The sequence below is a fragment of the Flavobacterium sp. xlx-214 genome (assembly GCF_013874595.1).
In the GTDB taxonomy this organism is placed as follows: Bacteria; Bacteroidota; Bacteroidia; order Flavobacteriales; family Flavobacteriaceae; genus Flavobacterium.
In genome coordinates, this window is record NZ_CP059431.1 from 1,199,224 (window position 1) to 1,212,523 (window position 13,300).

The following is a 13,300-nucleotide window of genomic DNA, read 5'->3' on the forward strand; positions in this document are numbered from 1 at the left end:
AAACGTGCTTGTATATTATTTGCTTTCCTATTATCTTTGCGTCTTCATTTATAAATAACTATATGAGCAAGTTATTAATTGTAGGCACGGTTGCTTTTGATGCTATTGAAACACCTTTTGGTAAAACCGATAAAATCTTAGGTGGTGCTGCAACTTATATTGGTTTGGCGGCAACGCATTTTAACGTAGATGCGGCTATAGTTTCGGTTGTAGGCGACGATTTTTCTCAAGAATATTTAGATTTATTATCAAGTAAAAACATAGATATTTCGGGAATAGAAAAAGTAGCAGGTGGCAAAACCTTTTTTTGGAGCGGACGTTACCATAACGATTTAAATTCTCGCGATACGTTAGATACACAATTAAATGTATTGGCCGATTTTAACCCGGTTGTTCCTGCAAATTTTAAAGATGCCGAAGTAATTATGTTAGGAAACTTACATCCTAACACGCAAATCAGTGTTTTAGATCAATTAACAGCAAAACCCAAATTAGTTGTTTTAGATACCATGAATTTTTGGATGGATTGTGCTTTGCCAGAATTAAAAGAGGTTTTAAAACGCGTTGATGTGATTACCATTAATGATGAAGAAGCTCGTCAGTTATCAGGTGAATATTCGTTAGTAAAAGCTGCCGAAATTATCCATACAATGGGTCCAAAATATGTTGTGATTAAAAAAGGAGAACACGGGGCGTTGTTGTTTAACGAATCGCAAGTTTTCTTTGCACCAGCTTTACCTTTAAAAGAAGTGTTTGATCCTACAGGGGCAGGCGATACCTTTGCAGGTGGTTTTTCTGGATATTTAGCACAGCAGCAAAATGTTTCGTTCCATAATATGAAGAACGCTATTATTCACGGTTCTAATTTAGCATCGTTTTGCGTTGAAAAGTTTGGAACAGAGCGAATGGAAAATTTAAAATACGAAGAAGTAAACGCACGTTTACAACAATTTAAAATGCTAACTCAGTTCGATATCGAACTTGCGCAATAAAAAAATAGGAAAGCCTCGTCATGGGGCTTTTTTTGGTTTAACAACACACACTAATACAAAATGAGCGACGCTTTAAAACACGAATGTGGTATTGCACTTTTAAGATTAAAGAAACCTTTATCTTTTTACAAAGAAAAGTATGGATCAAGTTTCTATGCTATTCAAAAAATGTACTTGTTGCTTGAAAAGCAGCATAATCGCGGACAAGACGGTGCAGGTTTGGCAAGTATTAAGTTAGATATGGAACCAGGTGAGCGTTATATTAGTCGTGTACGTTCTAATAAAACATCGCCAATTCAAGATATTTTTACTCAAATTAATGGTAGAATTAATGAACAGTTAATTGAAAATCCTAGTTTGGTAAACGATATCGATGCACAAAAAAAGCAACTGCCTTATATTGGCGAAGTATATTTGGGGCACGTGCGTTACGGTACTTTTGGTAAAAACAATATTGAAAGTGTACATCCGTTTTTACGTCAAAACAATTGGATGCATCGTAACTTAATTGTTGCAGGTAACTTTAACCTTACCAACGTAAAAGTTCTATTTGATGATTTGGTTCGTTTAGGGCAACATCCTAAAGAAATGGCTGATACCGTTACCGTAATGGAAAAAATAGGTCATTTTTTAGATGATGAAGTAGAAAACTTATATTTTGAATTACGCGATAAAGAAGGATTATCTAAAAAAGATGCTTCGCCAGTAATTGGTGAACGTATTGATCTTGCACGTATTTTACGTCGCGCTTCTAAAAACTGGGACGGTGGTTTTGCAATGGCAGGTATGTTAGGTCACGGCGATGCTTTTGTATTGCGCGATCCAGCAGGTATTCGTCCGGCATTTTACTATGAAGACGATGAAATTGTTGTAGTAGCATCAGAACGCCCTGTTATTCAAACGGCTTTAAATGTACCTTTTGAAGATATTAAAGAGTTAGATCCTGGTAAAGCCATCATTATTAAGAAAAACGGTTCGGTTTCTTTTGAGCAAATTTTAGAACCTTTAGAAAGAAAAGCATGTTCTTTTGAGCGTATTTATTTTTCAAGAGGAAACGACGCAGGTATTTATCAAGAGCGCAAGCAATTGGGTAGAACCATGATGCCAATGATTTTGGATGAGTTAGACCACGATTTAGAAAATACTGTTTTCTCGTATATTCCTAATACAGCCGAAGTTTCTTATTTTGGTATGGTTGAAGGTGCGCAAGACATCTTAAACAAGCAAAAACAAGAACGTATTTTAGCTGAAAAAGACAATTTAACACCAGAAAAGTTACAAGAAATATTATCTAAAACCATTCGTTCAGAAAAAATTACAATTAAAGACGCTAAACTTCGTACGTTTATTACCGATGACAGCAACCGCGACGATATGGTAGAGCACGTGTACGATGTTACGTATGGCGTAGTAAAACCTACTGATACGTTAGTGGTTATTGATGATAGTATTGTACGTGGTACCACGTTGAAAAAATCGATTGTAAAAATGTTAGATCGATTAAATCCTAAGAAAATTATCGTAGTTTCATCGGCTCCACAAATTCGTTATCCTGATTGCTATGGTATTGATATGGCTAAAATGGAAACTTTAATTGCTTTCAATGCAACATTAGAATTATTAAAAGATAACAATATGTATCATTTAATAAACGATGTATATTTAAAATGTAAAGCGCAAGAGAATTTGCCAGATGCTGAAGTAGTAAATTATGTAAAAGAAATTTATGCTCCTTTTACGGATGAGCAAATTTCTGATAAAATTTCTGAGATGTTACATCCAGAAACAGTAAAAGCCGATTTAAAAATTATGTTCCAAACGGTTGAGAATTTACATATTTCTTGCCCTGATAATTTGGGCGATTGGTATTTTACAGGAAATTACCCAACAGCAGGTGGTAACAGAGTAGTAAACCGCGCGTTTATGAACTTTGTTGAAGGTAAAGACGCAAGAGCTTATTAAATAATAGATTATACGGATAAAAAGCATCGAGATTTCTCGGTGCTTTTTTTGTTTACCTCTAAATTGTATCGATTTACCCTAAATTTTACATCAAAAGCTATTTTTTTAAACTTTGGCACAGCTATTGAAAATACCTAATCAAACAACAAAGTTTAAAACATTTAAAATTTAAATATTATGAAAAGAATTTTTACAATAGCAATGGTGGCTCTATCAGTAGGAGCATTTGCACAGCAAAGACAATTAGTAAAACAAGACGATTATCGTTCTGAAAGTAGATATCAACAAAACGATCGTTATGGTAAAAACGATTACAGATATCAAAACGGAAAATACAGTTTTACTCGTTTAGATTTAACAAACCGTCAAGAGCGTCAATTGGTAGATTTATTAAAAGACAAACAAAACGACGAACGTTACATTCTTAAAAAATACAGAAACCCAGAGCAAAAATTGCGTATGCTAGATCGTGAATACGACCGCGCTATTCAAAACTTATTGAGTCGTTCTCAATACGAAAAATGGAATAGAATTTATGCATACCAATATGAGACTTATGGAAACAAGCGTTGGTCATAATCTAACTATATTTTACTTTACGTGAAAATCCGATACTATTAAGAATAGCTATCGGATTTTTTTATATCTTTAGATAAACAAAAATCATTACTTATGAGATATATACTGCTAATAACGTTGTTTTTAGGTGTTACAAGTCTTACATATTCGCAAGTCAATCATAATAATAAAAAGGAAGAAAGTTCTAAGGAAGTTTTTGGACGCGACAAAAAAATGGGATTTGTTAAATTCAGTTTAAGTATTTGTATAAATGATGATAAAGAAGTTTTATTGCCAGCATATACTAAAGACAATGTAACAGCAATTGGAGCTATGGAATATGTTGATGAAGTTTGCGATGAATATGAAGCTCTGGGTTTAAATATCACTGCTTTTGACTCAGTATGGACTTCTTATGAAGAATTAAATAAAAAAGAAAAAACGGGCATAAAAAAAGAGAACCTTTAAGGTTCTCTTTTTATTATCTATTCATTAAATCTTCAATTTCTGAAGCCCCTAACGGAATGTTTTTCATTAAGTTTAATGGCAATCCTTGGTTTTGAATCACATAATCGTCTTCTAAACGAATACCAAAACCTTCTGCCGGAATGTAAAAACCTGGTTCGTTGGTAAACACCATGCCTTCTACAAAAGTATCGGTTAAAATTCCGTAATCGTGGGTGTCTAATCCCATGTGGTGCGATGTTCCGTGCATCATGTATTTTTTATAAGCCGGCCAATCAGGGTTTTCGTTTTGTACATCGGCTTTGTCTAATAAGCCTAAGCCTAGTAATTCCGAAGTATAAATTTTACCCATTTCTTTGTGGTAATCGTACCAATTGTTTCCTGCAATTAACAATGTTTCAGCCGCTTTTTTACAACGTAAAACCGCATCGTACACTTCGCGTTGGCGTGCAGAATAACGACCGTTTACAGGAATGGTTCTTGACAAATCGGATGCGTAATTGGCATATTCTGCCGCAACATCAAACAAAATTAAATCACCATCTTTACATTGTTGGTTGTTTTCAATATAATGCAACACGTTGGCGTTGTTGCCACTTGCAATAATTGGCGTGTACGCAAAACCTTTAGAACGGTTGCGTAAAAATTCGTGTGCAAACTCCGCTTCAATTTCATATTCCCAAACACCTGGTTTTACAAAACCTAAAATTCTACGAAAACCTTTTTCGGTAATATTGCAAGCTTGCTGAATTAAAGCAATTTCCTGTGGCTCTTTAACCGAGCGTAAACGTTGCAAAATTGGGTTTGAACGTAAATATTGATGCCCTGGATAGTCTTGTTTTACTTTTTTAATAAAACGATCTTCACGTGTTTCTGTTTCAACCGATGCACGATAATGTTCATTGTTGTTGATGTATACATTTTCGGCTTCGCACATCATTTTTCTAAAAATTGTAGGAAAATCGGAAAGCCAATAAACCGTTTTAATGCCCGAAACTTCAAAAGCACGTTCTTTGGTTAGCTTTTCGCCTTCCCAAACAGCAATATGCTCATTGGTTTCACGTAAAAACAAAACTTCGCGGTGTTTTTCTTCAAAAGCATCAGGAAACAATACTAAAATAGATTCTTCCTGATCAACACCTGATAAGTAAAAAATATCGCGATGTTGTGCAAAAGGCAAGGTGGAATCGGCAGAAACTGGGTAAATATCGTTTGAATTAAATACGGCTAAACTTTGTGGAGCCATTTGTGCTGTAAATTTTGCACGGTTTTTTATAAAAAGATTTCGATCTATTTGATGGTATTTCATGGTTTTAAGTTTTTACAATTATTGTTTATCAAAATTAAGCAAATGCTAATTAGCGATAATCAGCCAAATGGCATTATTTTATGTTTTTTCGAATTCGACTCATGTGGCGGTCAGAAATTCCTAAAAGAGAAGACAAGTAATGTAACGGAATATCGTGAATAAATTTTGGTTCGTTCTCTAATAATTTCTGATAACGTTCTTCTGGTGAAAGTGTAAGCAAATCCAAGCGGTATTCATCAATCAAACACAATTGTTTTTCGATGAGATTGTTGTAAAATTTTTGAAAATCAGAATTTGTTTTACGCAGTTCTAAAAAATCATCAAGATTCATTACCCATAATCTACAGTCAAAAAGTGCTTTGATGCTTTTGCGCGATGGTTGTTTAAGTAAAAAACTGTTTAAAGCAACAGTTACTGTGTTTTGTATGCCTAAATAGGTTGTTTTGTCCTGTCCATCAATTTCAATTGTATGTCGCAAAACGCCTTCATCAATAAAACAAAAATAAAGACAAATTTCACCTTGTTTAACTAAGAAATCGTTTTTTTTTAAAACAATTTCTTTGAAGGACGATTTAAAAGGTTTTAAAATAGCTCTTAAATTTTCAGAAGAAAATCCGAATGGTTCATTAAAAAATAAGTTAGAATTAGGGTGCATTTTATTTAATCAAATTAAAATAAATAGAAACTAGATAAAGATAAAGAATACCTTTGTGTTTTAAAAATATATTCTGTATGAGAAAGTTGGTATTTGTTTTTGGTCTGTTTTTGTGGGGACAATTGCTGTTTTCTCAAACAAAATTAATTGCACATAAACGTCATAGTGGAAATGATTTTGCTTACGCTTTAAAAAATAATACAGCTGATATTAAAGATTCTAATTTTGGAATTGCCCCAACAGCTCGAATTCGAAATGCCCAGTTAGATTCGGTAATTTTTATTGATAACGAAAAAGCGGTGATGGTTACAAGTGAATATTGTAGAGAAAATTTTAAACGCAATACAAAAGATAGTATTTCATTTTGGCGTGCTGGTAAAGATACGGTTTACAATCATGTTTTGTTTTCAAAAAAACATCAATTAGATAGTATTAAAAAGGTTTTAAAAACAGAATATAACTTTAGGAACGATATTGAAAAAGTTGTTTTTGTAGGATATGACAACCAAAAGAAACTATCAAAGAAGAAGAAAAAACAATTTGTGCCGCCCATTATTGTAAATACCAAAGGCAAAAACAAGGATACCAATAACCCATTTTTGTTATATGGAATGTCTTTAGGATTAAGTTTTTTAGTTGCTTTAGGTGTGTATTTCTTTTTTACTAAACGCAACAAGCATATTCGTTATGTATAGAATTGTAAATGTAGTGTCGGTATTTTTACTATTAGCCATTGTTTTTGTTCCGTTACCGACTTCGCATTTAGATTTTAATGTACACATTACACAGTTTTTATTTCAAGATCTTGTGAAATTCCTGTCGAATTTTTTTAAAATTAAAATGATAGGAGTGGATTTTGATTCTGATTCGGTTTCCTTAGCTATTTTACTTTACGTGCTCTTTGCAATTAGTTTGGTTGCTTTTTTTTTCAAGAAAAGCGAAAAATTCAACCACATTGTTCAAATAATTTCTGGCTATTATTTAATATTTGTACTTCTTGTGTATGGTTTTAATAAATTGTTCTTAGAACAGTTTCCTGAACCCGAAAGCAATATTTTGTATACTAATTTTGGCATGCTGCAAAAAGATATTCTCTACTGGAGTGTCTTAGGTTTAGCGCCAACTTATACATTTTTAATAGGTTTCTTAGAATGCCTAACAGCTTTTTTATTGTTTTTTAGAAAAACCAGACTGTTTGGTTTATTGCTTGCTTTTGTATCGTTTAGTTACATTTTTATTGTTAATATTTCGTTTGATATTTCAGTAAAAATCTTTAGTTTTCTGTTGCTGTTAATCACGGTTTTTCAATTGTATTTTTATCGAGATAAATTAAAAAAGCTAAGTTATGTTTTGTTTGAAAAAAGCGCAAAACAATCAAAACCAATACAGTTAGCAGCTAAGTCGTTTGTGATGCTTTCATTTATAAGTGTATTGTTGATTCCTTATTTTTCTTCGATGGAACATAACAATATTTTTTCTGTTGCTTATGAACTGCAAACTACAACTTGTAATCCTAAAATTGCTGCTTTAAATTTTAAGCGAATGTATGTTTTAAAGCAAGGTTATGTAGTTTTTGAAAATGCAAAGGAACAAATGATCGATTATAAAATTGTAAAATTTGATGAAGTATTAAGACTAGAAAAAAGACAGAATATCACTACTTTTGTTGTTAAATATAAAGATAAAAACACGATAGTTTTAGATAATGAAGGTTGTAGCTATACTTTCAAAACAATATCTGTTGAAAAGCTACCTGTTTTTACACATAAAAATCATTTATTTATAGATTATGTCCCTTAAAAAAATCGTTTTAATTGCCACTGTTTTGGTTGTGTCTATTGCAAACGCGCAAGTGCAACCTTATAAATTATTTACTAGCAAAGGAAAAGAGGTATCTTTTGAAAAAATGACGAAGGACCTTAAACAGTCTGATGTTGTTTTGTTTGGCGAATTGCATAATAACGCTATTGCGCATTATTTTCAAGTAAAAGTAGCTAAAACATTATACGAGAATAAAGATAAAAAACTGGTAATTGGAGCTGAAATGTTTGAGCGTGATCAGGCAGAAATCCTTCAAAATTATGTAAAAGGAAATTTAGACGAGAAAGAATTTGAAAAGCAAATGCGTCTTTGGAATAATTACAAAACCGATTACAAACCGTTGTTGAATTTTGCAAAAGAGCACAAAATTAATTATGTAGCAACCAATGTACCGCGCCGCTATGCAAGTTTGCTTTATAAAAAGGGGATTGGGGCTTTAGATACGCTTTCGGTTGAAGAAAAATCGTGGATTGCGCCATTACCATTTCCTTATGATAAAAATTTGCCGTGTTATGTAAAAATGATGGATATGTTTAAAGACAGCGATCATGCAAACGAAAACTTTCCAAAATCGCAGGCTATTAAAGATGCAACCATGGCTTATTTCCTGCTACAAAACACACAACCTAATAGTTTGTTTTTACATTTAAATGGTTCTTATCACAGTGATAATCATGAGGGTATTGCATGGTACATCAATCAGTATCAAAAAGATATTTTAGTAAAAACAATTACAGTTGTAGAGCAAGCAAGTGTTAAAAACGTAGAAAAAGAACATTTAGGTAAGGCTGATTTTATAATTGTTGTAGATGCCGATATGCCCAAAAGTTTTGAGTAACTTGTTAAATTATTGAATATAAATAATTTAAAAACTTTGTTTAAACTGATTATAAATAGCAAAATAAACCAATTAACATTTTTTTTGTTTTTATAATTAGCCGTATTTTTGTGTGATTTTTTAAGAAGAAAACTATTAACATTACATTATGGCAAAATCTGCACTATTAAAGTCGTCAATCGGTAAAAAGTACTGGATGGCACTTACGGGGTTATTTTTATGCGTGTTTTTAGTAGGTCACTTAGCAGGTAACTTGCAATTGATTTTTGGAACTGATTTACAGTTCAATCAATATGCTTACTTTATGACCTCTAACCCAGCGGTAAAAATTTTATCGTACTTAACGTATTTCTCAATTTTATTTCACGCTGTTGATGGTATCCTATTAACAATCCAAAACAAAAAAGCGCGTCCAATTGGTTACGTTAAAAACAATGCAGCATCAAACAGTACTTGGCAGTCTAGAAACATGGCGGTTTTAGGTACTTTATTATTAGTGTTCATTGCAACACACATGGTTAACTTTTGGGCAAAAATGCATTTTGCAGAAATGCCATTGCAACAGCAAGAAGTAAAGATTCAACCAATGCCAGGAATGGAGCTTAAGGCTCAAGGTGTTAATACAACCAACGGCGGAATGGTTTATCAAATTGATCAAGAAGGAAAAACGGTTTATTTTGATAAAGTAGAAGGCGAGTTAGATGTACGTAACAACAAAGAATTCTATGCAAAAGGAACTGATATTAAAGTTGCTGAAGGATACAAAGATTTGTACAAAATAACAGTTGAGTTCTTTAGAGATCCTCAATACGGTTTGATTTTTACAATCTTTTACGTATTTTCAATGTGTGTGTTAGCATTTCACTTAATGCATGGTTTTGCAAGTGCATTTCAATCTTTAGGAGCTAACAATCCTAAATATAACGGATTAATTAAATGTGTTGGTAAATTATTTGCAATTGTAGTTCCTGCATTGTTTGCACTTATTCCACTTTACATTTATTTCACTAAATAATCATTAAAGAGTAGATTGATTATGGCATTAGATAATAAAATTCCACATGGTTCTATTTCATCGAAATGGACTGATTATAAAGATCATATTAAATTAGTAAACCCTGCAAACAAACGTAATATCGATGTAATTATCGTAGGTACTGGTTTAGCAGGTGGTTCTGCAGCAGCAACGTTAGCAGAATTAGGATACAGCGTAAAAGCTTTTTGTTACCAAGATTCTCCTCGTAGAGCGCACTCTATTGCAGCTCAAGGAGGTATTAACGCTGCTAAAAATTATGCAGGTGATGGTGACTCTGTATATCGTTTATTTTACGATACAGTAAAAGGTGGTGACTACCGTGCGCGTGAAGCAAACGTTCACCGTTTAGCTGAGGTTTCTGTAAACATCATTGACCAATGTGTTGCTCAAGGGGTGCCATTAGCTCGTGAATATGGTGGTTTATTAGATAACCGTTCTTTTGGTGGTACACAAGTGTCACGTACTTTCTACGCTAAAGGTCAAACAGGGCAGCAATTATTATTAGGTGCTTACTCTGCAATGAACCGCCAAATTGGACGTGGAAAAATCAAAATGTATAACCGTCACGAAATGTTAGATTTAGTGATTGTTGATGGTAAGGCTCGTGGTATTATTGCACGTAACTTAATTACTGGTGAAATTGAGCGTCACTCAGCTCACGCAGTAGTTATTGCTACAGGTGGTTATGGTAACGTATTCTTCTTATCTACCAACGCAATGGGTTCTAACGTTACAGCAGCTTGGAAAGCACACAAACGTGGAGCTTACTTTGCTAACCCTTGTTATACACAAATTCACCCAACATGTATTCCAGTTACAGGAGAGCATCAATCAAAATTAACATTGATGTCTGAATCATTACGTAACGATGGACGTATTTGGGTTCCTAAAAAATTAGAAGATGCACAAGCAATTCGTGAAGGTAAAAAGAAACCTACCGATTTAGCTGAAGAAGATAGAGATTATTACTTAGAGCGCCGTTACCCATCATTTGGTAACTTAGTACCTCGTGACGTTGCGTCGCGTGCTGCTAAAGAACGTTGTGATGCTGGTTTTGGTGTAAACGCAACTGGTGAAGCAGTTTATTTAGATTTTGCTGCTGCAATTGAGCGTTATGGTAAAGAGCAAGCACGTATTCACCATTTAAATGAAAACGATGCAAAATTAGTATACGATTTAGGTCAAAAAGTAGTAGAAAACAAATACGGAAACTTATTCCAGATGTACTACAAAATTGTTGACGAGGATCCGTACAAAACCCCAATGATGATTTACCCTGCAGTACACTACACAATGGGTGGTGTTTGGGTTGATTACGATTTAATGACTACTGTTGAAGGATGTTACTGTATTGGTGAAGCAAACTTCTCTGATCACGGTGCAAACCGTTTAGGAGCTTCTGCTTTAATGCAAGGTTTGGCAGATGGTTATTTTGTATTACCTTACACTATTGGTAACTATTTAGCAGACGATATCCGTACAGGAACCATTTCTACTGATTTACCTGAGTTCGTAGAGGCTGAAAACAATGTACGTTCTATGATTGATCATTTCATGAACAACAAAGGAGCACATTCAGTTGACTACTTCCACAAAAAATTAGGAAAAATTATGTGGGATAAAGTAGGTATGGCTCGTAATGAAAAAGGATTAAACGAAGCAATGGAAGAAATTGCAGCTTTACGCGAAGATTTCTACAACAACGTAAAAGTTTCTGGTTCTGCAGAATCATTCAATCAAGAGTTAGAAAAAGCATTGCGCGTAGCCGATTTCTTAGAGTTAGGTGAGTTATTTGCTAAAGATGCTTTACACCGTGAAGAATCTTGTGGAGGTCACTTCCGTGAAGAGCACCAAACAGAAGAAGGAGAAGCAAAACGTGATGATGCAAATTTCTCTTATGTTGCAGCTTGGGAATACAAAGGAAAACCTAGTGAAGCAGTTCTTCACAAAGAGCCTTTAGTATATGAAAACATTAAAATGGTAACTCGTAGTTATAAATAATATTGGAGCTAAGATGAAAGGCTCAGGTTTTTCATCTTACTCTTTTGTAAAAATTCGAATCAAATGAATCTTACATTAAAAATTTGGCGTCAAAAAAACGCAAAAGATAAAGGTCAAATGGTTGATTATAAAATCAGCGGTATTGAACCAGATATGTCATTCCTTGAAATGTTAGACGTTTTAAATAACGAATTAGTTGAAAAAGGAGATGATCCAGTAGCATTCGATCACGATTGTCGTGAAGGAATTTGTGGTATGTGTTCTTTATTCATCAATGGTGAAGCACACGGACCAGATCGCGGCGTAACTACTTGTCAGTTACACATGCGTAAATTCAAAGATGGTGATACTATTTATATTGAGCCTTTCCGTGCAAAAGCATTTCCTGTAATTAAAGACTTAGTTGTTGATCGTGGTTCTTTTGACCGTATTCAACATGCTGGTGGTTTTATTTCTGTAAATACTTCGGGTAATACACAAGACGCAAATGCTTTACCTATTCGTAAAGACAATGCTGATAAAGCGTTTGATGCTGCTACTTGTATTGGTTGTGGTGCTTGCGTTGCAACTTGTAAAAACTCTTCGGCAATGTTATTCGTTTCAGCTAAAGTATCTCAATTTGCTTTGTTACCACAAGGTCGTGTTGAAGCTACAGAGCGTGTTTTAAACATGGTAGAAGCTATGGATAACGAAGGTTTTGGTAACTGTACTAATACTGGTGCTTGTGAAGTAGAATGTCCTAAAGGAATTTCTTTAGAAAACATTGCACGTATGAACCGTGAATATTTATCAGCTTCTATTAAATAGTCTCTGATACTAAATAATAATAAAATCCCGAGCATTTGTTCGGGATTTTTTGTTGAAATTAATGTAAATTAGAACTATGAAAATAGCCTTATTACAATTTGATACCCTTTGGGAAAACAAAGAAAGCAATCTTGCAAATGTTGCTGATAAAATGCAAACATTAGCTAATGATATTGATTTGGTTGTGTTGCCCGAAATGTTTACCACTGGTTTTTCAATGACTCCTAATTTGATAGCAGAAATTGAAAACGATCATACCTTAAAAACACTTCAAAATTTAGCTATTAAACAACAATTAGCTATTACGGGCAGTTGGATCACTAAGGAAGATGATTTGTTCTATAATCGCTTGTATTTTGTGTTTCCTGATGGATCTTATCAAACCTATAACAAAAGACACTTGTTTACGTTGGCTGGCGAAGAAAAAGTGTACACGGCAGGAAATGAAAAACTAATTGTTTCTTATAAAGGTTGGAACATTTGCCCGTTGGTGTGTTATGATTTACGCTTTCCCGTATATTCAAGAATTGAAAAGGAAAATTACGACTTGCTGATTTATGTAGCATCATGGCCTGATAGACGCATTTTTGCGTGGGACAGTTTGTTAAAAGCGCGTGCTATTGAAAATATGAGCTACGTTGTGGCGGTGAATCGTTGTGGTACTGATCCTAATGATGTGTATTATTCAGGACATTCGCAAGCTATCGACTTTATGGGAGCTTATATTCAAGAACCTTTTTTAAACGAGGAGATTAAAATAGTTGAGATTGACAAAGAATCATTAGAAAAAGCAAGAGCAAAATTTGCCTTTTTAAATGATGCTGATGAATTTGAATTAAAAAAATAAGCTTCCATT

General features: G+C 33.7%; 13 protein-coding genes. 11 read left to right on the top strand and 2 right to left on the bottom strand.

The features are described 5' to 3' along the window. Positions 1-62 precede the first annotated feature (62 nt). The 4 genes from H1R17_RS05680 to H1R17_RS05695 all read left to right on the top strand — a co-directional run bounded on the left by H1R17_RS05680 (position 63) and on the right by H1R17_RS05695 (position 3,980). Positions 63-992 (top strand): PfkB family carbohydrate kinase, encoded by a 930-nt coding sequence (locus H1R17_RS05680; protein ID WP_163431959.1) that lies wholly within the window; start codon positions 63-65, stop codon positions 990-992. Between the two features lie 60 nt (positions 993-1,052). Beyond that, positions 1,053-2,954 carry an amidophosphoribosyltransferase gene (locus H1R17_RS05685; protein ID WP_163431960.1) on the top strand — a complete coding sequence of 634 codons (1,902 nt, stop codon included), beginning with the start codon at positions 1,053-1,055 and terminating at the stop codon, positions 2,952-2,954. A gap of 177 nt (positions 2,955-3,131) precedes the next feature. Then, positions 3,132-3,533: a hypothetical protein gene (locus H1R17_RS05690; protein WP_163431961.1), complete on the top strand. Its 402-nt coding sequence runs from the start codon at positions 3,132-3,134 to the stop codon at positions 3,531-3,533. A 93-nt stretch (positions 3,534-3,626) separates the two neighbouring features. Continuing rightward, on the top strand, positions 3,627-3,980 hold the full coding sequence (locus tag H1R17_RS05695) for a hypothetical protein (protein ID WP_163431962.1): 354 nt from the start codon (positions 3,627-3,629) through the stop codon (positions 3,978-3,980). A 13-nt stretch (positions 3,981-3,993) separates the two neighbouring features. On the opposite strand, the gene H1R17_RS05700 is transcribed toward H1R17_RS05695, so the two are convergent. Beyond that, positions 3,994-5,286, bottom strand: a complete 1,293-nt coding sequence (locus H1R17_RS05700) for an aminopeptidase P family protein (protein ID WP_163431963.1) — start codon at positions 5,284-5,286, stop codon at positions 3,994-3,996. 73 nt (positions 5,287-5,359) lie between these two features. Beyond that, a complete protein-coding gene (locus H1R17_RS05705) occupies positions 5,360-5,941 on the bottom strand; it encodes a Crp/Fnr family transcriptional regulator (protein ID WP_163431964.1) in 582 nt (193 codons plus the stop codon). 77 nt (positions 5,942-6,018) lie between these two features. On the opposite strand from H1R17_RS05705, the gene H1R17_RS05710 reads away from it, so the two are divergent. From H1R17_RS05710 to H1R17_RS05740, 7 genes are all read left to right on the top strand, one after another. Further along, a complete protein-coding gene (locus H1R17_RS05710) occupies positions 6,019-6,636 on the top strand; it encodes a hypothetical protein (RefSeq protein ID WP_163431965.1) in 618 nt (205 codons plus the stop codon). Beyond that, entirely contained in the window at positions 6,629-7,741 is a 1,113-nt protein-coding gene (locus H1R17_RS05715) for a hypothetical protein (protein ID WP_163431966.1), read from the top strand. Before H1R17_RS05710 ends, H1R17_RS05715 begins: the two co-directional genes overlap by 8 nt. Continuing rightward, the gene (locus H1R17_RS05720) at positions 7,731-8,600 is read left to right on the top strand and encodes a ChaN family lipoprotein (RefSeq protein ID WP_163431967.1); all 870 of its coding nucleotides are present in this window, start codon (positions 7,731-7,733) and stop codon (positions 8,598-8,600) included. Before H1R17_RS05715 ends, H1R17_RS05720 begins: the two co-directional genes overlap by 11 nt. A 148-nt stretch (positions 8,601-8,748) precedes the next feature. Then, on the top strand, positions 8,749-9,615 hold the full coding sequence (locus tag H1R17_RS05725; protein WP_163431968.1) for a succinate dehydrogenase cytochrome b subunit: 867 nt from the start codon (positions 8,749-8,751) through the stop codon (positions 9,613-9,615). Positions 9,616-9,636: 21 nt separating this feature from the next. Further along, positions 9,637-11,637: a fumarate reductase/succinate dehydrogenase flavoprotein subunit gene (locus tag H1R17_RS05730; RefSeq protein ID WP_163431969.1), complete on the top strand. Its 2,001-nt coding sequence runs from the start codon at positions 9,637-9,639 to the stop codon at positions 11,635-11,637. A 63-nt stretch (positions 11,638-11,700) separates the two neighbouring features. Beyond that, positions 11,701-12,444, top strand: a complete 744-nt coding sequence (locus H1R17_RS05735) for a succinate dehydrogenase/fumarate reductase iron-sulfur subunit (RefSeq protein WP_163431970.1) — start codon at positions 11,701-11,703, stop codon at positions 12,442-12,444. A gap of 76 nt (positions 12,445-12,520) precedes the next feature. Next, positions 12,521-13,291 carry a nitrilase family protein gene (locus H1R17_RS05740; protein WP_163431971.1) on the top strand — a complete coding sequence of 257 codons (771 nt, stop codon included), beginning with the start codon at positions 12,521-12,523 and terminating at the stop codon, positions 13,289-13,291. Positions 13,292-13,300: the final 9 nt, after the last annotated feature.